The sequence below is a fragment of the Amycolatopsis sp. NPDC004747 genome (assembly GCF_053601335.1).
This window is the reverse complement of the sequence record NZ_JBSGBQ010000012.1, coordinates 205,575-225,786: the sequence shown is the minus strand read 5'-3', so window position 1 is coordinate 225,786 and position 20,212 is coordinate 205,575. Positions and strand designations below refer to the sequence as shown.

Annotated in this window: 19 protein-coding genes; 15 read left to right on the top strand and 4 right to left on the bottom strand. The window is 72.5% G+C overall.

Annotated features, from left to right (window positions below; translation table 11 throughout):
• The first annotated feature begins 287 nt into the window (after window positions 1-287).
• The 9 genes from ACWEGE_RS21495 to ACWEGE_RS21455 all read left to right on the top strand — a co-directional run bounded on the left by ACWEGE_RS21495 (window position 288) and on the right by ACWEGE_RS21455 (window position 11,581).
• Window positions 288-1,832 carry a UDP-N-acetylmuramoyl-L-alanyl-D-glutamate--2,6-diaminopimelate ligase gene (locus ACWEGE_RS21495; RefSeq protein WP_449662285.1) on the top strand — a complete coding sequence of 515 codons (1,545 nt, stop codon included), beginning with the start codon at window positions 288-290 and terminating at the stop codon, window positions 1,830-1,832.
• Window positions 1,829-3,331, top strand: a complete 1,503-nt coding sequence (locus tag ACWEGE_RS21490; RefSeq protein ID WP_449662209.1) for a UDP-N-acetylmuramoyl-tripeptide--D-alanyl-D-alanine ligase — start codon at window positions 1,829-1,831, stop codon at window positions 3,329-3,331. The genes ACWEGE_RS21495 and ACWEGE_RS21490 overlap by 4 nt, the downstream gene beginning before the upstream one ends.
• Complete coding sequence (gene mraY, locus ACWEGE_RS21485) at window positions 3,328-4,410, top strand: phospho-N-acetylmuramoyl-pentapeptide-transferase (protein WP_449662208.1); 1,083 nt, start codon at window positions 3,328-3,330, stop codon at window positions 4,408-4,410. Before ACWEGE_RS21490 ends, mraY begins: the two co-directional genes overlap by 4 nt.
• A 1-nt stretch (window position 4,411) precedes the next feature.
• Window positions 4,412-5,821 carry a UDP-N-acetylmuramoyl-L-alanine--D-glutamate ligase gene (gene murD, locus ACWEGE_RS21480; RefSeq protein WP_449662207.1) on the top strand — a complete coding sequence of 470 codons (1,410 nt, stop codon included), beginning with the start codon at window positions 4,412-4,414 and terminating at the stop codon, window positions 5,819-5,821.
• On the top strand, window positions 5,808-7,322 hold the full coding sequence (gene ftsW, locus ACWEGE_RS21475; RefSeq protein WP_449662206.1) for a putative lipid II flippase FtsW: 1,515 nt from the start codon (window positions 5,808-5,810) through the stop codon (window positions 7,320-7,322). The genes murD and ftsW overlap by 14 nt, the downstream gene beginning before the upstream one ends.
• On the top strand, window positions 7,319-8,443 hold the full coding sequence (gene murG, locus ACWEGE_RS21470) for an undecaprenyldiphospho-muramoylpentapeptide beta-N-acetylglucosaminyltransferase (protein WP_449662205.1): 1,125 nt from the start codon (window positions 7,319-7,321) through the stop codon (window positions 8,441-8,443). The genes ftsW and murG overlap by 4 nt, the downstream gene beginning before the upstream one ends.
• Window positions 8,436-9,824 carry a UDP-N-acetylmuramate--L-alanine ligase gene (murC, locus tag ACWEGE_RS21465; RefSeq protein WP_449662204.1) on the top strand — a complete coding sequence of 463 codons (1,389 nt, stop codon included), beginning with the start codon at window positions 8,436-8,438 and terminating at the stop codon, window positions 9,822-9,824. The genes murG and murC overlap by 8 nt, the downstream gene beginning before the upstream one ends.
• Window positions 9,825-9,828: 4 nt before the next feature.
• Window positions 9,829-10,674, top strand: coding sequence for a cell division protein FtsQ/DivIB (locus ACWEGE_RS21460; protein WP_449662203.1), 846 nt, complete (start codon window positions 9,829-9,831; stop codon window positions 10,672-10,674).
• Window positions 10,675-10,750: 76 nt separating this feature from the next.
• A complete protein-coding gene (locus tag ACWEGE_RS21455; protein ID WP_449662202.1) occupies window positions 10,751-11,581 on the top strand; it encodes an NAD(P)H-binding protein in 831 nt (276 codons plus the stop codon).
• On the opposite strand, the gene ACWEGE_RS21450 is transcribed toward ACWEGE_RS21455, so the two are convergent.
• On the bottom strand, window positions 11,578-12,747 hold the full coding sequence (locus ACWEGE_RS21450; RefSeq protein WP_449662201.1) for an MFS transporter: 1,170 nt from the start codon (window positions 12,745-12,747) through the stop codon (window positions 11,578-11,580). The genes ACWEGE_RS21455 and ACWEGE_RS21450 overlap by 4 nt on opposite strands.
• Window positions 12,748-12,826: 79 nt before the next feature.
• Between ACWEGE_RS21450 and ACWEGE_RS21445 the strand changes: the two genes are divergently transcribed.
• The 4 genes from ACWEGE_RS21445 (at window position 12,827) to ACWEGE_RS21430 (ending at window position 15,430) form a co-directional block, all read left to right on the top strand.
• A complete protein-coding gene (locus ACWEGE_RS21445; protein WP_449662200.1) occupies window positions 12,827-13,369 on the top strand; it encodes a CGNR zinc finger domain-containing protein in 543 nt (180 codons plus the stop codon).
• A gap of 81 nt (window positions 13,370-13,450) precedes the next feature.
• A complete protein-coding gene (locus ACWEGE_RS21440) occupies window positions 13,451-13,870 on the top strand; it encodes a hypothetical protein (RefSeq protein WP_449662199.1) in 420 nt (139 codons plus the stop codon).
• A gap of 50 nt (window positions 13,871-13,920) precedes the next feature.
• On the top strand, window positions 13,921-14,481 hold the full coding sequence (locus ACWEGE_RS21435) for a phosphoribosyltransferase family protein (RefSeq protein WP_449662198.1): 561 nt from the start codon (window positions 13,921-13,923) through the stop codon (window positions 14,479-14,481).
• A gap of 55 nt (window positions 14,482-14,536) precedes the next feature.
• Window positions 14,537-15,430 carry a LysR family transcriptional regulator ArgP gene (locus ACWEGE_RS21430; RefSeq protein WP_449662284.1) on the top strand — a complete coding sequence of 298 codons (894 nt, stop codon included), beginning with the start codon at window positions 14,537-14,539 and terminating at the stop codon, window positions 15,428-15,430.
• Window positions 15,431-15,434: 4 nt separating this feature from the next.
• Here the strand turns inward: ACWEGE_RS21430 and ACWEGE_RS21425 are convergent, their stop codons facing one another.
• A complete protein-coding gene (locus ACWEGE_RS21425; protein ID WP_449662197.1) occupies window positions 15,435-16,697 on the bottom strand; it encodes an RIP homotypic interaction motif-containing protein in 1,263 nt (420 codons plus the stop codon).
• Between the two features lie 44 nt (window positions 16,698-16,741).
• On the opposite strand from ACWEGE_RS21425, the gene ACWEGE_RS21420 reads away from it, so the two are divergent.
• The gene (locus ACWEGE_RS21420; protein ID WP_449662196.1) at window positions 16,742-17,119 is read left to right on the top strand and encodes a hypothetical protein; all 378 of its coding nucleotides are present in this window, start codon (window positions 16,742-16,744) and stop codon (window positions 17,117-17,119) included.
• A 56-nt stretch (window positions 17,120-17,175) separates the two neighbouring features.
• On the opposite strand, the gene ACWEGE_RS21415 is transcribed toward ACWEGE_RS21420, so the two are convergent.
• On the bottom strand, window positions 17,176-17,493 hold the full coding sequence (locus ACWEGE_RS21415) for a DUF6355 family natural product biosynthesis protein (protein ID WP_449662195.1): 318 nt from the start codon (window positions 17,491-17,493) through the stop codon (window positions 17,176-17,178).
• A 546-nt stretch (window positions 17,494-18,039) separates the two neighbouring features.
• Complete coding sequence (locus ACWEGE_RS21410; RefSeq protein ID WP_449662194.1) at window positions 18,040-19,491, bottom strand: amidase; 1,452 nt, start codon at window positions 19,489-19,491, stop codon at window positions 18,040-18,042.
• A 416-nt stretch (window positions 19,492-19,907) separates the two neighbouring features.
• On the opposite strand from ACWEGE_RS21410, the gene ACWEGE_RS21405 reads away from it, so the two are divergent.
• Window positions 19,908-20,207, top strand: coding sequence for a hypothetical protein (locus ACWEGE_RS21405; RefSeq protein WP_449662193.1), 300 nt, complete (start codon window positions 19,908-19,910; stop codon window positions 20,205-20,207).
• Window positions 20,208-20,212 lie beyond the last annotated feature (5 nt).

Sequence of the window (20,212 nt, the reverse complement as noted above, 5' to 3'; positions counted from 1 at the left end):
ACGGAGGCGCTGCGCGCCGCCGGCCGATCCATCCATGCCCCCGCCGCCACCCTCAACGGAGGCGCTGCGCGCCGCCGGCCGATTCCGAGGGGGCTCCAAAGCGTGAGCGTCCACATCGGTCGTCGGCAAGGAAACCGTTGCGGGGCAACGAGGTGGCGATCACCGCTTAGCACATGTGCCCGGCCCGCACGCAATCGCCGTACCGCGTGCGGGTGCCGAAACCGCCCGCCGGTAGCCTCTTGGCCGTGTCCGTGTCCTCGTCCAGTTCCCAGGTGCCGGAAAGCCCGGTGAAAGCGGTGCCCGCGCCGCCCCGCCCGGCGCGCATCGTCCCGGTCCCGCTGGCGACGCTGCTCGCCAGGGCGGACGCCCGCCTCATCGCCGGCTCGCCCGACGCGGCCGAGCTGACCGTCACCGGCACCACGCTGCGTGCGCAGCACGTGCTGCCCGGTGACCTCTTCGCCGCGCTCCCGGGCGCCCGCGCCCACGGTGCCGACTTCAGCGACCAGGCGGTCGCGGCCGGGGCCGTCGCGGTCCTGACCGACGCCGAGGGCGCCGAGCGGCCCGCCCTGCGCGACGCCGGCGTCCCGATCCTGGTCCACGCCGACCCGCGCGCCGCGCTCGGCGAGATCGCCGCCTGGATCTACGGCGAGCCCTCGCTGAAGCTGGCCGTCCTCGGCGTCACCGGCACCTCCGGCAAGACCACGACGTCCTACCTGGTCGACGCCGGCCTGCAGGCCGCGGGCCTGACCACCGGCCTGATCGGCACGGTGGAGACCCGGATCGCCGGCGAACGCCTGGTCAGCGGGTTCACCACGCCGGAGGCGCCGGACCTGCAGGCGCTGCTGGCGGTGATGCTCGAGCGCGGCGTCACGCACGTGCCGATGGAGGTCTCCAGCCACGCGCTCGCGCTGGGCCGGGTCAACGGCACCCGGTTCGCCGTCGGGGCGTTCACCAACCTCTCCCAGGACCACCTGGACTTCCACAAGGACATGCAGGAGTACTTCGCCGCGAAGTCCCTGCTGTTCGACGGCCGCTCGACGCACGAGGTCGTCGTGGTCGACAGCGCGTGGGGCCAGGCCCTGCTGACGCCGCAGACGATCACCGTCACCACCGACCCGGGCACCGAAGCCCTGTGGAAGGCCACCGACCTGGAGGCCACCCCGCAGGGCGAGCAGACGTTCACCCTGCACGGCCCGGACGGCGCCCGCGCCGCCGCCCGGATCCCGCTGCCCGGCGAGTTCAACGTCGCCAACGCCGTGCTCGCCGCCGCCATCCTGAGCACCGCCGGCGTGGGCCTGGAGCACATCGTCGCCGGGCTCGCCCAGGTCCAGGTGCCGGGCCGGATGGAGCGGGTCTACGTCGGCCAGGAGTTCACCGCCGTCGTCGACTACGCCCACAAGCCGGCCGCGGTCGCCCAGGGCCTGGACGCGCTGCGCGCCCGCACCGAGGGGCGGATCATCACCGTGCTCGGCTGCGGCGGCGACCGGGACACCGCCAAGCGCCCGATGATGGGCGAGGCCGCGGCCCGGCGCAGCGAGGTGCTGATCGTCACCGACGACAACCCGCGCTCCGAGGACCCGGCGGCGATCCGGGCGGCCATGCTCGCCGGCGCCCGCGCGGTCGGGCCCGCCGAGGGCGGCGAGGTCATCGAGATCGGCGACCGCCGCGAGGCCATCGCGCACGCCGTCTCGCTCGCGGGGCCGGGCGACATCGTCTTCCTCGCCGGCAAGGGGCACGAGTCCGGCCAGGAGGCCGGCGGCGTCGTGCACCCGTTCTCCGACCGCGACGAGCTGGCCGCGGCCATCCGCAACAAACTCGAGGTGAGTGTGTGATCGTGCTCAGCCTGGCCGAGATCGCCGAAGTCGTCGGCGGCCGGCTGCACCGCGCCGAGCCGGGCGCGCAGGTGACCGGCACCGTGGAGTTCGACACCCGGAAGCTCACGCCCGGCGGCCTGTTCGTCGCCCTGCCCGGGGAGAAGGTCGACGGCCACGACTTCGCCGCGCAGGCCGTCGAGGCGGGCGCCGTGGCCGTGCTGGCCGCCCGCGAGGTCGACGCCCCCGCGATCGTCGTGCCGCCGCTGCCCGCGGGCGAGGCCCACGAGCGGTCGGTCGCGCTGACCGGCGACAAGGACGGCTCCGGCGCCGCGGTGCTGGCCGCGCTGGCCAAGCTCGCCCGGCACGTCGTGCAGCGCCTGGCCGAGGGCGAGCTGACCGTCGTCGGCGTCACCGGCTCCTCCGGCAAGACCTCGACCAAGGACGTCATCGCGCAGCTGCTCGAGCCGCTCGGCCCGACCATCGCGCCGCCCGGGTCGTTCAACAACGAGCTCGGCCACCCCTGGACGGCTCTGCGGGCCGACGCCGAGACCCGGCACCTGGTGCTGGAGCTGTCCGCGCGCGGCCCGGGCCACATCGCCCACCTCGCCGAGATCGCGCCGCCGAAGATCGGCGTCGTGCTCAACGTCGGCAGCGCGCACGTCGGCGAGTTCGGCTCGCGCGAAGGCATCGCGAAGACCAAGGGCGAGCTCGTCGAGGCCCTGCCGCCGGACGGCGTCGCGGTGCTCAACCTCGACGACCCGCTGGTCGCGGCCATGGCGAGCCGCACGAAGGCCCGGGTGGTGTTCGTCGGCGAAAGCCCGTCCGCCCAGGTCCGCGCGGAGAACATCACCGTCGACGACGAGGCCCGCGCGTCCTTCCGGCTGATCACCCCGGCCGGCGAGGCCGACGTCAAGCTGCCCCTGCACGGCGAGCACCACGTCGGCAACGCGCTCTCGGCCGCCGCGGTGGCCCTGGAGCTGGGCGTGCCGCCGTCGGACATCGCCGCCCGGCTCTCGGCCCTCGAACGGCGCTCCGCGCGCCGCATGGAGGTCGTGACCCGCGAAGACGGCGTGACGATCCTCAACGACTCCTTCAACGCCAACCCCGAGTCGATGCGGGCCGGCCTGAAGGCCCTCGCGGCGATGACGCGGGACACCGGCCGCCGGTCGTGGGCCGTGCTCGGCGTGATGGGCGAGCTCGGCGAGGACTCGGTCAACGCCCACGACGAGATCGGCAGGCTCGTCGTCCGGCTCAACATCAACAAGCTCGTCGTCATCGGCCCCGAGGCGGCGGCCATGCACCAGGGTGCGTTCCAGGAAGGCTCCTGGGGCGAGGAATCCACTTTGGTACCCGACGTCGAGGCCGCCGCCGCCTTGCTGCATGATCAGCTCCGCCCCGGGGACGTGGTGCTGGTCAAGGCCTCCAAGGCCGCGGGCCTCTGGCGGGTCGCCGAAGCCCTGCTCGAACCCCGGGAAACCGACAACTCCGAGAATCGCTCGAACGGTGGTGACGCGTGATCAGCATCCTGATCGCGGCCGCGGCGGGCCTGCTGATCTCCATCCTGCTCACGCCCTACCTGATCCGGGTGTTCTCCCGGCAGGGCTTCGGCCAGGAGATCCGTGAGGAAGGCCCCCAGGGACACAAGTCCAAGCGCGGTACCCCGACCATGGGCGGGGTCGCGATCATCGTCGCGATGGTCGTCGGGTACTTCGCCGCGCACCTGATCAACTGGATGTTCAACTCCCGCAGCGGCGCGCCGACGGCCTCCGGGCTGCTGGTCCTGATGCTCGCGGTGGGCCTGGGGATCGTCGGGTTCCTCGACGACTTCATCAAGATCCGCAAGCAGCGGAACCTGGGGCTGAACAAGACCGCGAAGCTGGTCGGGCAGCTCGTGGTCACCATCGCCTTCGCGGTGCTGGCGCTCAACTTCCCGAACCAGCACGGCATCACGCCGGCGTCGGAGAGCCTCTCCTACGTCCGTGACCTCGCGCTGATCACCTTCCCGTCGGTGATCTTCGTGATCTTCTGCTACGTCGTGATCTCCGGCTGGTCGAACGCGGTGAACTTCACCGACGGCCTCGACGGTCTGGCCGGTGGCGCGGCGGCGATGGTGCTGGCCACCTACGTGGTCATCTCGTTCTGGCAGGAGCGGCTGTCCTGCGCCAACGCCCCGGCCGCCGCCTGCTACGACGTCCGCGACCCGCTGGACCTGGCCGTGGTCGCCGCCGCGGCGACCGGCGCCTGCGTCGGGTTCCTCTGGTGGAACGCGGCCCCGGCGAAGATCTTCATGGGCGACACCGGCTCGCTGGCCCTCGGCGGCCTGGTCGCCGGCCTGTCCATGACCACCCGCACCGAGCTGCTCGCCATCGTCATCGGCGGCCTGTTCATGGTCGAGATGATCTCGGTGGTCGCGCAGATCGCGGTGTTCCGGACGACCCGGCGCCGGCTGTTCCGGATGGCGCCGTTCCACCACCACTTCGAGCTCGCCGGCTGGGCCGAAACCACGGTGATCATCCGGTTCTGGCTGCTCTCGGCGATCTGCTGCATGTTCGGCCTGGGCCTGTTCTACAGCGAGCAGCTGGGCCTCGGCGGCTGACATGCAGGACTTCGCTGGTCGTCACGTTCTCGTCGCCGGAGCCGGCGTCACCGGCAAGTCCGTGGTGCCGGTGCTGGTCGAGCTGGGCGCGCGCGTCACCGTCACCGACGGCAACGCCGAGCGCCTGGCCGAGCTGGACGGGCTGGGCGCCGAGCTGGTGCCGGGCCTGACCGAGCCACCCTCGGACGTCGTCCTGGTCGTCACCAGCCCCGGCTGGCGGCCGACGTCGCCGCTGCTCGTGGCCGCGGCCGAGGCTGGGGTCGAGGTGATCGGCGACGTCGAGCTGGCCTGGCGGGTCGGGCAGCTGCGCGAGCACCCGCCGTCCTGGCTGGTGGTGACCGGCACGAACGGCAAGACGACCACCGCGGGCATGCTCGAATCGATCCTCAAGGCGGCCGGCGCGAATGCCGTGGCCTGCGGCAACATCGGGTACGCGGCCCTTGACGCAGTCCGTGCGGGGTACGACGTGCTGGCCGTCGAGCTGTCGAGCTTCCAGCTGCACTGGTCCTCGACGCTGGCCCCGGACGCGGCCGTGGTGCTGAACCTGGCCGAGGACCACATCGACTGGCACGGCTCGATGGCCGAGTACGCGGCCGCGAAGGGCCGGGTCTACGCCCGCGCCAAGGTCGCCGTGCACAACGCCGACGACGACTGGTCCACCCGCATCGCCGCCGAGCACGCGCCGGAAAGCGCCCGCCGCGTCGGCTTCCAGCTCGACACCCCGCGTGCCGGCGAACTGGGCGTGGTCGAGGACCTGCTGGTCGACCGCGCCTTCGTTGCCGACCCGGCGAACAGCGCCGAGGAGCTCGCCACGCTCACCGACGTCCGCCCGGCCGGTCCGCACAACGTCGCGAACGCCCTCGCCGCGGCCGCGCTGGCCCGCGCGCACGGCGTCACGGCCGACGCTGTGCTGAAGGGCCTGCGCGAGTACCAGCCGGCCCCGCACCGGGCCGTCGAGGTCGCCGAGGTGGCCGGGGTCCGGTACGTCAACGACTCCAAGGCGACCAACCCGCACGCGGCCGCCGGAAGCCTGCGCGCCCACGCGAGCATCGTGTGGATCGCCGGGGGCCAGCTCAAGGGTGCCTCGGTCGACGAGCTGGTGAGCAGCATCGCAGGCCGCCTCCGCGGAGTTGTGCTACTCGGTGTGGATTCACCCGTGATCGCCGCCGCGGTTGCGCGACACGCGCCGGATGTCCCGGTGAACAGCCTCCGTCCGGGTGACGATGAACCCATGACTGCGGCGGTGAGTGCGGCCAGCGCGATGGCTCGGCCCGGTGACGTGGTGCTGCTGGCACCCGCCGCGGCGTCGTTGGACATGTTCTCGAGCTACGGCGAGCGCGGCGACGCGTTCGCCGCGGCCGTGCGTGTCCTCCGCGACGACGCAGCGGGGGAGCCGAGTGACGACAGCTGAGTCCCAGCCGAAGCCCAAGCCCGAACCGCCGCCGAAGCGGCCGCGCCGCGAGCGCAAGGAGAGCGCCTTCGTCGCCGTCCGGACCGCGCTGACCGCGTGGCTCTCGCGGCCGCTGGCGTCGTTCCACCTGGTGCTCGCCCTGACCGGTGTGCTCACCGTGATCGGCATCGTCATGGTGCTGTCGGCGTCTTCGGTCGCCTCCTACAACCCGAAGACCGGCAGCGGCGTGTACTCGCTGTTCGTCAAGCACCTGGTGTTCGTCGCGCTCGGTTCGGTGGTGTTCTGGCTGGGCCTGCGGGTCAAGCTGGAGCGGATCCGGCGGATGTCGGCCACCGCCACGGTGATCTGCCTCGGCCTGCTGGTGCTCGTGCTGACCCCGCTCGGCTCGACGGTCAACGGCTCGCAGGGCTGGTTCAAGATCGGCGAGTTCACCTTCCAGCCGGTCGAAGCGGCGAAGGTCGCGCTGGCCTTCTGGGGCGCCCACATCCTGGTGATCAAGTACAACGTGATCCACCAGTGGCGGCACCTGCTGGTGCCGGTGGTGCCGATCGCGCTGCTGATGTTCGCCCTGGTCATGCTGCAGCCCGACCTCGGCGGCACGGTCACCCTGGCCGTGGTGCTGCTGGCCCTGCTCTGGTTCGCCGGCGCCCCGAAACGGCTGTTCGGCGTCATCCTCGCCGGCGGCCTGGCCGGGGTGCTCGTGCTGGCCGTCATCGCGCCCTACCGGCTCGCCCGGGTCATGTCGTTCCTGTCCCCGGACGCCGACGTCAGCGCCGAGGGCTTCCAGGCCAACCAGGCCAAGCTCGCCCTGGCCGACGGCGGCTTCCTCGGCAAAGGGCTCGGCCAGGGCACGTCCAACTGGGGCTACCTGCCGAACGTGCAGAACGACTTCATCTTCGCCCTGATCGGCGAGGAGCTCGGGCTGATCGGCTGCGTCGTCGTGCTCGCCCTGTTCGGCGGGGTCGCGATCGTGGGCCTGCGGATCGCCACCCGCAACATCGACCCGTGGATCCGGATCGTCTCCGGCACGCTGACGGTGTTCCTGGTGGCCCAGGCCGGCATCAACATCGGCTACGTCGTCGGCCTGCTGCCGGTCACCGGCGTCACGCTGCCGCTCATCTCCTACGGCGGCACCTCGCTGGTGATCACCATGCTCATCATGGGCGTGCTCGCGAACGCCGCCCGGCACGAACCGGAGGCGGTGGCCGCACTGCGCACACAGGGGCCGGGTAAATTCGGGCGTCTGCTGCGGCTGCCCGCGCCCGACCCGTACCGCCCGCCCGCCACGCGCAAGGCGGCGGGGCGAAGTGGGGCCAAGGCGGCCCGGCCGGCGCCCCGTGCGGCCCGGCCCGCCCCGGCACAGGAACGACGCAGGTCGGTCCGCGAACCGGTGCGCCGCAGCGCGGCACGGACGAGCACGGCCACGTCTCGCGGCGGGGCCGCGCGGACAACAGCGAGCCGTGGTACCCGGAGTACCGCGAACCGGAGAGGTCATAGGTGAGTAAGCCCGTCAAGGGAACCGAGCGATCAGCCGCGGGCAAGGCGCCGGTGGTGGTGGTCGCCGGAGGTGGCACCGCAGGACACATCGAACCCGCCCTCGCCCTGGCCGACGCCGTCATGCGGCTGCGCCCGGACGCGAAGGTCGTCGCCCTCGGCACCGAGCGCGGCCTGGAGAACAAGCTGGTCCCGGCCCGCGGTTACCCCCTGGAGCTGATCCCGCCGGTGCCGCTGCCGCGCAAGCCGACGCCGGAGCTGGTCAAGCTGCCGCTGAAGGTCCGCGACTCGGTCCGCAAGACCCGCGAGGTGCTGGAGCGCGTCGGCGCGGACGTCGTCGTCGGCTTCGGCGGCTACGTCGCCCTGCCCGCCTACCTGGCCGCGCGCGGGCGCGTCCCGATCGTCGTGCACGAGGCCAACAAGTCGGCCGGCCTGGCGAACAAGGTCGGTGCCCGGTTCGCCGCGCGGGTCGCGGTCGCCGTCCCGGGGACGACGCTGCCGAACGCCGAGGTCGTCGGGATCCCGCTGCGGCGGTCGATCACCGCGCTGGACCGGGCCGCGCTGCGGGCCGAGGCGCGCGAGTTCTTCGGGCTGGACCCGGACGCGCCGACGCTGCTGGTCTTCGGCGGTTCGCAGGGGGCGCAGTCGATCAACGCCGCCGTGTCCGGCGCGGCGAAGGACCTCGCGGACGCCGGTGTCGGCGTGCTGCACGCGCACGGGCCGAAGAACACGCTGGTCGTGCAGGAGTTCCCGGGCAAGCCGGCGTACGTGCCGGTGCCCTACCTGGAGCGGATGGACCTGGCCTACGCCGCGGCCGACGTCGCGATCTGCCGCTCGGGCGCGATGACGGTCGCCGAGGTGACCTCGGTCGGGCTGCCCGCGGTGTTCGTCCCGCTGCCGATCGGCAACGGCGAGCAGGCCACCAACGGCCGCCCCGCGGTCGACGCCGGCGCCGCGCTGATGGTCGACGACGCCGACCTCAGCCCGGCCAAGGTCGCCGAACTGGTCGTCCCGCTGGTCACCGACGCCGACCGTGTCGCGAAGATGGGGGCGGCGGCGGTCGGCATGGGCCACCGCGAGGCCGACGAGACCCTCGCCCGGATCGTCTTGGAGGCCGCCGGTGCTTGAGTTGCCTGAAGAGCTGCGCCGGGCGCACCTGATCGGGATCGGCGGCGCCGGGATGTCCGGGATCGCGCGGATCCTGCTGGCCAGGGGTGCGTTCGTGTCGGGTTCGGACGCCAAGGAGTCACGCGCGCTGCTGTCGTTGCGGGCCCAGGGCGCCGAGCTGTTCGTCGGCCAGAACGCTTCGAACATCGCGTCGCTCGCGGAGCCGCCGTCCGCGGTGGTCGTCTCGACGGCGATCAAGGAGACCAACCCCGAGCTGGCCGCGGCCCGGGAAGCGGGCATCCCGGTGCTGCACCGGGCCCAGGCGCTGGCCGGGCTGATGGAAGGCCACCGCGTCGCCTGCATCGCGGGCACGCACGGCAAGACGTCGACGACGTCGATGCTCACCGTGGCCCTGCAGCACTGCCGGCTCGACCCGTCGTTCGCCATCGGCGGCGACCTCAACGAGTCCGGCGCGAACGCCCACCACGGCGAAGGCGGCGTGTTCGTCGCCGAGGCCGACGAGAGCGACGGCTCGTTCCTGACCTACTCGCCGTCGGTCGCGGTCGTGACGAACGTCGAGCCGGACCACCTGGACCACCACGGCACGGCCGAGGCGTACACGAAGGTGTTCACCGAGTTCGTGAGCCGGATCGTGCCGGGCGGGCTGCTGATCGTCTGCGCCGACGATCTTGCGGCCGCCGAGCTGGGTGAGCAGGCCGCCGAGCTGGGCGTGCGGGTCCGCCGCTACGGCCGCACGGCCACCGACGCGCGGGTCCTGGACTACGTCCCGGCGCCGGACGGCGGCATCGTGCGGCTGCTGCTCGACGGCTCGGAGCTGTCGGTGCGGGTCGCCGTGCCCGGCGAGCACATGGCGCTGAACGCGGTCGCGGCGCTGCTGGCCGGGATCGAGCTCGGGGCGCCGGTCGAGGGCATGGTCGAAGGACTCGCCGCGTTCGGCGGGGTGCGGCGGCGGTTCGAGTTCAAGGGCCGGGCCGGCGACGTCCGCGTCTACGACGACTACGCCCACCACCCGACCGAGGTGGCCGCGCAGCTGCGCGCGGTGCGCACGGCGGCCGGGTCCGGGCGGGTGATCGTGGTGTTCCAGCCGCACCTGTACTCACGGACCAAGGCGTTCTCGGCGGAGTTCGCGGCCGCGTTGTCGCTGGCCGACGAGGTCGTCGTGCTGGACGTCTACGGCGCTCGCGAGGAGCCCGAGCCGGGTGTCACCGGCGCGCTGATCGCCGACCAGGTGACGGCGTCGGTGCACTACGAACCGGCGTTCGACGTCGCCGCGCCGCTGGTGGCCGGGCTGGCGAAGCCGGGCGACCTGGTGGTGACCATGGGCGCCGGTGACGTCACGCAGCTGGGGCCGGAGATCCTCGCCGAGCTGGACAAGCGCTGAGGCCATGAGTCCGACCAGGGAACGCCGCCCGCCGTCCTCCTCCGCTTCGGAAGAGGACGTCCCGGATCGCGCCGCCCTGGCCCGCCAACGGCGGGGGCGGCGCTCCGAGGAGGAGCGCCGCCGGACGCGGGCCGAGCGCACCAAGCCGAGCCCGCGCAACCGGCCCAACCGGCAGGTGGAGATCCGCCGCCGGTGGGTCGCGCTGCTGTCCGTGCTCACCGTGGTGGCCCTGGTCTACCTGCTGTTCTTCAGCTCGATGCTCGGCGTGCAGGACGTCTCGGTCAGCGGGTCCCGCACGGTGCCCGCCGACCAGATCCGCACGGTGGCGGCGGTGCCGGCCGACAAGCCGATGCTGCGGCTGAGCACCGACGAGATCCGCGACCGGGTGGCGGCGATGCCGGGCATCGCGACGGTCGAGGTGTCCCGCTCGTGGCCCAACACGGTCGAGATCACGGTGACCGAGCGGACGGCGATCGCCTTCTTCGACAGCGGCCCGGGCGGCGACGGCGTGCACCTCGTCGACGGCGGCGGCGTGGTGTTCAAGACGGTTTCGGCCCGCCCGCCGGGCCTGCCGGAGCTCAAGCTGCCGAAGGTCTCGGCGGACGACCCGGTGACCCGCGCGGTGACGGCGGTGCTCGGGGTGATCCCGGAGCAGCTGCTCAAGCAGGTCACGACGGCGACGGCGAAGACGCCGGCGAGCGTGGAGTTCACGCTGGCGAACGGGAAGATCGTCCGCTGGGGGACCGCGGAGCAGACCGACCGCAAGGCCAAGGTCCTGGCGGCCCTGCTGACGCAGGACGGCAAGGTCTACGACGTCGCGGCACCGGAACTGCCGACCATCACCTCCTGAAGTTCGCTTTTTCGTGCACCGGAGTTCTCGTATGCCGTACGATCTCGTACGGCATACGAGAACGAGGAGGGTGCTCATGACGATCCTGGTGACGGGGGCGACCGGCAGTGTCGGCCGGCTGGTGGTCGACGAACTGCTGGCGGCCGGCGTGCCCGTGCGGGCGCTGACCGTCGACCCCGAACGCGCGCAGTTGCCGCCGGAGGCCGAGGTGGTCGTCGGGTCGCTGGCGAGGCCGTCGACCCTGCCGGTCGCGCTCAAGGGTGTCTCGGCGGTGTACCTGGCGCCGATGGCGCGGACCGTCCGGCGGTTCTGCGAGCTGGCGTCCGACGCGGGTGTCGAGCGGGTCGTCGCGCTGTCGGGCAGCAGCGTCGGGGACGAGCACGAGGGCTCCAGCGGGCACGAATACGCCGCCGTGGAGGCCGCCGTCCGGGACGCCGGGTTCGCCTGGACCTTCCTGCGGCCCGGCGTGTTCATGAACAACACGCTCGACTGGGCGCCGATGGTCCGCGCGGGCGAGGTCGCGATGGCCTACGGCGACGCGACGCAGACACCCATCGACCTCGGCGACATCGCGGCGGTGGCCGCCCGGGTGCTGACGGCCGAAGGGCACGCCGGCGCCACCTATGTCCTCAGTGGACCGCAAGCGATCAGCCTGCGCGGGCAGGTGGAGACCCTGGCTTCGGTGCTGGGCAAGGACATCCGCTTCCGCGAGCTGACCCCGGCGGAACAGCGCGCGCAGTGGATCGGTTACGGCGTCCCGGAAACGGCCGTCGGGTGGCTGCTCGAAGGCTTCGCCGAGACGCTGCGGCACCCGCAGGTGCCGACCGGCGTCGTCGAGGAACTGCTGGGCCGGCCGGGCACGACGTACGCGGAGTGGGTGGCCGCGCGGGGCGAGGTGTTTTCCTAGACGCGGGTGCGCGTCATCCCCGCCAGCCCGAGCACCGGGAGCGCGCCGGCGAACACGACGACCGCCGTCCAGCCGCCGAGGTGGTAGGCGATCGAGCCGGCCTGGGAGCCGATGGCACCGCCGATGAAGAACGTCCCCAGGTACACGCTGTTGACGCGGGCGCGGGCCGACGGGTCGAGCTGGTAGATCACGTGCTGCCCGGTCACCAGCGTGGCCTGGACCGCCGTGTCGATGGCGATCGCGGCGATCGCCAGCAGGACGACGCTGTGCGCTCCGAACCCGGCGAGCGCGAAGGCCGCGGCGCAGAGCACGAAGGCGGCCGCGGTGAGCCGCCTGCCGTGGCCGTGGTCCGACCACCGCCCGGCCAGCGGGGCCACCGCGGCGCCGGCCGCGCCCGCCAGTGCGAACAGGCCCACGCCCAGCTGGGAGTAGTTGAACGGCGGCGTGGTCAGGACGAAGGCGATGGTCGTCCAGAACGCGCTGAAGGCGCCGAACATCGCCGACTGGTAGAGGGCGCGGTGGCGCAGCGCCGGGTGTTTCCGCGCCATGGCGAAGGTGGAGCGGAGCAGCTCGCCGTAGCGGACGTCGGTCTTCGGCGCGCGGGGCGGCAGGATGAACCGCAGCACGAGGGCGAGCGCGGCCATCGCCCCGGCCGAGATCAGGAACACCACCCGCCAGCCGGTCACCTCGGCGAGCAGGCTGGCGACGACGCGTGAAAGCAGGATCCCGAACAGCAGCCCGCTGACGACCCGTCCGACGATCCGGCCGCGGATGGCGTCGGGGGAGAGGTCGGCGGCGAACGGGATGAGGATCTGGACCACGACGGACGCCGCCCCGACGGCCAGCGAGGCGATGAGCAGCACGGCGAACCCGGGCGCGACCCCGGTGGCGACCAGCCCGGCGCACGCGACCGCGAGCAGCGTCGCGACCAGCCCGCGGTTCTCGAGCCGGTCGCCCAGCGGGACGAGCAGCAGCATGCCGGCGGCGTACCCGATCTGGGTGGCGGTGACGACGCCGCCCGCCGCGGCCTCGCCGATCCCGAAGGTCTGCCGCAGCTCGGCGAGCAGCGGCTGGGCGTAGTAGAGGTTCGCGACGGTCAGTCCACAGGAGACGGCCAGCAGCAGCACCAGCCAGCCGGGCGGGGCCTTCTGCTCGGTCTCGGTCATGCGTGCCCCCACAATTGGAACCGGTTTGATCGGTTCCCGACGGTACCAGTCAAACCGGTTCCGGCGTACTGTGACCCGTATGACGGACAGATTCCGCTCGGGCGCGGGCCGGCTGTGCCTCGACTTCATCCGGACGCTCCGGTACCGGGGGACGCCGTCGGAGGCCGAGGAGCTGCCCGACGCCGCGGCGTGGGGGGCGTGGATCGACCGGTTCGGTCCCTTCGCCGCCCCGGTCCGGCCGGCGTCGGCCGAGGAAGCCCGCGTGATCCGCGAGGCGATCCACGAGCTGCTGACGGCTTCGGCGCGCGCGTCGACCCGGCAGCGGCTGAACCGGGTGGCGGCGCTGCCGGTGCCGGCGCCCGCGCTGACGCCGTCGGGGGAGCTGCGCTGGCAGGCCGGGGATCCGGCGTCGGCGATGCTGGCGTTGCTGGCCCGCGACGCGCTGGAGCTGGTGACGTCGCCGGAGTTCGCCCGGGTCCGGCGGTGCGAGGGAGCTCGCTGCGGGGCGTTGTTCCTGGACACCTCCCGCCCGGGGACGCGGCGGTGGTGCTCGATGGGCGTGTGCGGCAACCAGGCGAAGAAGTCGACTTATCGAGCGAAGGCGGCCACCGGCCGGCCGTAGCCGCGGCGCCGGCCCGCCACCCGTGCTGAGTTTCCGCGGCCGTGACCGTCATACCTGCGATGGCCACGGCATGGCGGAAGCATGACGGGACGAGCGTGGACCCGCGGCTGGAGGAGCCGGCGTTCTCGGGGCCTGGACCTGCCGGGGACGCGCGAGCTGGTGCGCCGCTACACCGAGGCCAGCGTGGCCGTCGACGTCGACGGGCGCGAGGACGTCCGCTGCTCGATGCCGCCCACGCCGGGCCTGCAGGCCGGTCGTGCCGCGGTGGTGGAGGAGTGGATCGAGAGCGGGTTCGAGAGCCTCGGGCGGCTGCGCGGCGTCCCCACGCCGGTGAACCGGCAGCCCGCGGTGGCGTTCTACCTGTGGCACGAGGATTCGGGTGCGTTCCGGTCGCTGACGATCGACGTGCTGCGCGTCACCGGCGGCGCGATCGCCGAGATCACCACCTTCGACGCCGGCCGGTTCCCGCGGCTCGGCCTTCCGGAGCGGCTGCCGGCGTAGCTGCGGTAATCCGATTGCCCGGGGCACGGCGTCGCGGCGATCATCGGCTCATGTCCGGAGACGTGCGGCTGGAAGAGGTGAAGGCCGGGCTCCGCCGCGCCTTCGCCTGGCGCGGGGACCGCACGGACGAGTCCTGCTACGCCGACGTCACGGGCTGGTGGCGCCGGCCCGAGCTGCTGGCCGGCCTGGGGCCGGCGTTGGCGAAGCTGTTCGCCGACCGGCCGCCCACGGTCGTCCTGGGGCCGGAATCCAGCGGCTGCCTGCTGGGCCCGCTGGTCGCGCTGCACCTCGGCGTCGGGTTCGTCGAGGTGGCCAAGAACCGGGGGACGTCGGTGGACAGCGACGCCTGGCTGCGGCGCACGTCCCCGCCCGACTACCAGGACCGCCACCTCAGCCTCGGCTTCCGCAAGCACCTGCTCGGCGGCGGCGACCGCGTGCTGTTCGTCGACGACTGGATCGAAACCGGCGGGCAGGCCCACAGCGCCTGGCTGCTCACAGGGGATGCCGGGGCCGCCTGGCTCGGCGCCGCGACGGTGGTGGACGCGCTGAGCGGCAATCAGGTGCGGCGGCGGTTGAACGTGCGGTCGCTGCTGCACGTGCGGGAGCTCTGACCGGCCGGGCGTCACCAGGTCGGCTGATGATTTCGCCGTAACATCAGTTCCCGTGATGACCGATCTGCCGCTGGACCAGGTCCGGACGCTGCTCGCCGTCGTCGACGCCGGGACGTTCGACGCCGCCGCGGCCCTGCTGCACGTGACGCCGTCGGCCGTGAGCCAGCGGGTGAAGGCGCTCGAACAGCGCACCGGGAGCGTGCTGGTGACCCGCACGAAACCGGTGCGGGTCACCGGGTCCGGGCAGGTCGTGGTCCGGTTCGCGCGGCGGCTCGCGGCGCTCGAGCGGGACGCGCGAGCCGAGCTGGGGATGAGCGGTGAGCCCGTCCGGGTGCCGATCGCGGTCAACGCCGACTCGCTGTCCACCTGGTTCCTGCCGGCGCTCGCCGGGGTGGCCGCCGATCCGCCGATCTGCTTCGAACTGCACCGCGAGGACCAGGAACACACCACCACCCTGCTGCGGGAGGGCCGGGTGATGGCGGCGGTGACCTCCTCGGCCAGTCCGGTGCAGGGCTGTTCGGTGCGCCCGCTCGGCGCCCTGCGCTACCTGCCGCTGGCCGCCCCTGCATTCGTCGCGCGGTGGGTGACCGGCGCAGTGCGGGACGACCTGTCGGCCGCGCCGGTCGTCGTGTTCGACGACCACGACGACCTGCAGGACGCGTTCGTGCGGTTGCTCGGCGGCACCGGGGCGAGCGCGCTGCGGCACCACGTCCCGGCGTCGGAGATGGTGGTCGCCGCGGTCGAGGCCGGCCTCGGGTGGGGCATGGTGCCGGAGGTGCAGGCGGCACCCGGGCTGCGGGCGGGCACCCTGGTGCCCCTCGTGCGGAACCGGCCGGTGGACGTGCCGCTCTACTGGCAGCAGTGGAAGCTCGACCTGCCGTCACTGTCCACAGTGGCCGAAGCGGTCGCGGCCGCGGCGGCGGGCTCGTTGCGCCGCAAACGTTCCTGAGCGCTCAGCGCAGACCAAGACCGCCGAGGTCGGGGCCGTGGTTCCCGAGATCCGGTTCCTCCGGCGGATCGACCGGGGGCAAACCCTCCTGGGCCGAGCTGGGCGGAGGGACGCGGGGATCGCCGACGTACGATGGGGTAGTTGGCGGTCTTTTGTCGTACGATGGCGAATTTCGCCAGTCGGGTATCCAGTCGGGCGCCGGGTTGGTCACGGCAGGCTGAGCCTTCGGCGGTATGTCGCCGATGACGTCATCGGCGAGTTGCTCGGTGGACCGGCGATCCATGCTCACCCAGCCGATCCGCTCCAGTGACTTTCGGACGTTTCGATCACCGAAAGTTCCGTGCCCCCTCACGATCCTGCCGGGGATGTGCGGGCTGGAGGTGTTGTAGACGTCCGGTAGCTCGTCGAAGAGCCGGCTCGCGTCGCGCTTGAACGCGCGGCGCACTGCCCCCGAGAGCTCCGACCGCGCGGCACCCATGCGCCGCTCGCGGAGTTTGCCGACGACCCGGGCGAGCTGGTTGCCGGTGAGCAGCTCCGTCAACGACATTTCGAGACCCTTGACGACGTGCCGGAACACATTGCGCTGGTAGTTGTGGTTGCCGACCTGCACCCCGCGGGAATTGCGGATGACGACTTTGTCGAACCCTTCGAGGGTGCCGGTTGAATTCGGTTGCCGGGGTGCGGATGTGGCGACTTCGGCGGCGAGGTGATCGGCGAGCGCCCTGTCGAGGCCGAGACAGACGCGAACGCGTTCCACCTTGAAGTGGTGAATGTTCAGCTGGCGGTTGTGAGTGCCGGCCTGAACACCGTCGGAGTCCTCGATGACCAGCACGTTTTCCGGCGTCTTGCCCGTCAACCCGGCGTCTTCGAGCGTTTTGGCGAGATCGATCGCGCAGATCGAAAACCCGATGTCGCCGTTGTCCGCGACCTCCGCCCACACCGCGGCGGCCTGCGTCGATGTCCAGTCGGCGATGACGGCCTCGGACACCACGTACACCGGGCGGCCCGCCCGCTGCGCCTCGATCAGCGGCTGGCCGATGTCGGGTTCGGTCTGCTCGACCTGGTCCTGGCGCGCCAGGGAGAAAACCCAACCCGCGACAGATTCGTCGTCGCCGTGGCCGTTTTGATCGTCTTCCTGGTCCTTCTCCGGTTCCTCCGGTTCGGTCACCGGACCAGCATCGGGCAGATCAGCTTTGATCGCCAGGGCGTCATCCGCGGATCCGTCGTGCGGAGTAATCCCTGGCGTGGCAAACAGGTGTCGTTCCACGGAAGACCTTGTGCCTCCGTTGCCGCGCGGTTCAGGGTGTACCCGTGTCGAAACGCGGGCGTCGCGCGTGGTGGGTGGCCGGTTCGTCGGTCGGCGGTGGCGTCGTGCTTTGGGCGGCGTTGCGGTTCGGCGTGCCGGCCTGGATGAGTGACCGGAACCACCCGGCGCGCCTCGTGGTCGAGGCGCTCAGCTGGGTCGCCGGCGTTGCGGGGTTCGTCGTGGCATTGGCGGCGCTTCTGCTCACCCAGCGGCAGGCGAAAGAAGCCCCCGAAGCCGGCCGCCGGCCGGAGCGGATCACGCCCGCTCCGGCGGAGAAGTTCCGCAGCGTGTTCGTGAACAGTGAAGGCATTCAGGTCGGCGACCACAACAACCAGCGGAACTGTTTCCTCCGCCGGAACCGCATCGGCCGGAAACCGGGGTAACCGCGCGGCGCAGGACATCCCCGCGCGCCGCACGGGTCGGGCCGCGCTTGCGTGCGCTACGGGCAGGATCGGCCGGTGTACCAGGCGAACTTGATCTGCGACGCGTAGCCGAGGTAGTTGGGGCCCGGGTAGGCGCAGCTGTAGTAGCCGGACAGGCCGTTCTCCCGCTCCACCCGGATCTGGATGTGGGATCCGTCGGAGGTGCAGTGGGTGTAGAAGGCCGATGGCCCGCCCTCCCAGAACCCGCACTGTTCGGCCCGGGGCGTCGCCGACGCCTCGGCGCCGCCGGCGAGAACGACGCACAGCGCCGCGATCGTCCCGGCGAGTGCACGCCACCCCGGCACCGCACCCGTCTTCGTCCTGCTCGACCTCATCCCCGCTCCTTCCGGCGACCGGCTCGTCGAGACCGGCACGCCCGGTGCGCCGTCGCCGTTGAGCTCGCGGCCGGCGATTCACCCGATCGGCGCCAACCGGAGTCCGAAGCGGCTCGGGCCGCGAAGAGGCACCCTGGCTCGTGCAGCGGTCCTTGAACCTTCCTTGAGCGCCGGTCCACACGATGGCTGGCGGACCTGCCCCGCCGCGGGCACGAGACTTTTGCGACTGGGGAGCGAAGTGGCATCCGAGTGCGAACACACCCAGGCGGAACCGGCGCCGGCCCGCTGGACCGAACTCCTGCTGGCCGAGCAATCGCCGCTGAAGCGGGCCGAAACGAGACGGAAGCTGGAGCAGGACCCGGCACTGCGCGTGTCGGCGGAGGTCGAGTCGCTCGCGTCACTGCGGGCGGTGGTGCCGCCGGCCAGGCCAGCCTGCCGCCCGCCGTCGCCGGGTCACCGTGTACGTGCTCGAGCTGCTCTGACCGGAAGGCGCTCGGCTCGGGCGGCAGGCACGGCCACTGTGCCCGCCGCCGATGCCGGGCCGTCCTACGCCGGTGCCTGGAAGCCGCCGATCTTCTGCTCGAGGAGTTCGGCCAGCCGCAGCGGGGTGCGGTCCTCGAACATCGGGCCGATGAGCTGGACGCCCACCGGCAGGCCCTCGGGGGACCGGCCCGCCGGGACGGCGGTGGCGGGCAGGCCGGGCATGGTCGCCAGGCCGGCCCAGACGAGCTGGTCGAAGAACGGGAACTCCACCCCGTCGACGTCGATCCGGCGGGCCAGCAGGTCGGGGTTGTGGTCGTGCCGGAACGCGGGTGTCGGCGTGACCGGGCAGACCACGGCGTCGAACTCGGCGAAGAACTGCCGCCAGCCGTGGCGGTGGAGCTCGCGGCGGCCGTTCGCCTCCAGCCATTCGCGGTGGGTGAACACCATCGCGCGTAGCCGTGTCGCGTCGAGAGTCCGGTCGTCTTCGCCCAGGGCGGCTGCCTGGAGCCGCAGCTGGTCGTACTCCCCGACAGGGAACTGCGCGACCGTGCCCGAGAACAGCAACTGCGTGTAGAGCGTCGCGGCTTCGGTCAGGTCGGGCAGCAGCGGGCTGTGCCGTTCGACGCGGGCGCCGCCGTCGGCGAGGGCCTCGGCCACCCGGTTCACGCCCGCCCGGACGGCGGATCCGGCCGGGATGACCGGGTGGTCGTCGAGGACCAGGACGCGGAAGCCGTCGAGCCGGTCGTGGCGCGCGGGCGGCAGGTTCAGCTCGTACGCCACCCCGTGCGTCGACGGGTCCGGCCCGGCCATGACGTCGAGCAGGAGCTCGAGGTCGCGGGCCGTGCGCGCCATCGGGCCGACGACGGCGAGGTCGAGGTCGACCGGCAGGGCCGGCGTGCCCGGCAGGACCATGCCGCGGTTCGCCACCAGCCCGAGGGTCGGCTTGTGCGCGTACACACCGCAGAAGTGCGCAGGGGTCCGCAGCGAGCCGCCGATGTCGGTGCCGAGCGACAGCGCGCCGAAGCCGGCCGCCAGCGCCGCCGCCGACCCGCCGGAGGACCCGCCCGGCGTGCGTTCGTGGTCCCACGGGTTGTTGGTGGTGCCGTAGATTTCGTTGAAGCTCTGCAGATCCTGCAGCCCCAGTGGCACATTGGTCTTGCCGAGCACCACCGCGCCGGCGGCTTTGACCCGCGACACCTGCACCGCGTCCTCGGCCGGCACGTAGTCCCGGTGGGGCGGGATCCCCCAGGTCGTGGGCAGCCCCGCGATGTTGTAGCACTCCTTGACCGTCACCGGGAGACCGAGCAGCGGCCGGTCCTCGCCGCGGGCGCGCGCCTGGTCGGCGGCGCGCGCGGCGGCGCGGGCCCGGTCGAAGTCGCGCACGCAGATCGCGTTGATCACCTTGTCGTCCCGCTCGATCCGGGCGATCGTCTCGTCGGTCAGCTCCACCGACGTCACTTCACCGGCACGCAGAGCGGCCATGAGGTCCTCGGCCGACGCAAAATTCCACTCCATGGATCCGACCGTAACGGCCCCCGCGGGAGGTCATAAAACGCCGATTTGCGCAACGCTTCGGGGAAGTTCGCCGGGCGGGCCCGCCGAGCGGCAAAACTGCCGCTCCGGCCGGGTCCGCCGTGGTGCTCGCCGACGGCTTTCCGCTGGTGTGGGCCCTGGTTGCCGGGGCGCCCGGGAAGTCGGCCCGGCGGCCGTGCGGACCGCTAACGTTGCTCCGGTGGTGGTCTGAGCGAACAGGTTCAGACGTGGCGGGCGGCGCCGGGTGCCCGCACCCGTGGGGGTGGCGCCGCCGGCCGGTCCGGTGCCCCGGTTCGCCGGGGCACCGGCACCCGGATCAGTCCATTGTGGACGTCGGAGGCCCGAACAGTGGTCCGGACCACATCGGTGCCTCTTGCTTCCGCCGCTACGCTGGCCTGATGACCCGACTCGCCCGGCTGACCGGGGTGGCCGTTGCGCTGGTCCTCGCGGGAACGCTCGCCGCCTGTGGAGACGAGCCGCCCGCCCGCGATGCCTTCGTCGCGAAGCTCAAGGCCGACCCCAGGACCGAGGGAACCCCGGACCAGGCCGTCGATTGTCTCGCTGACTGGTACGTCACCTACGCGACCGAGGAAGAGCGCACCGCCTTCCTGAACGGTCAGGCCGCGGCGCCGTCCGCCGGCGAAAAAGCCCGCAACGCCATGGTGGACTGCCTGAAGGCCGCCGCCGGTTCGCGGTGACGAAA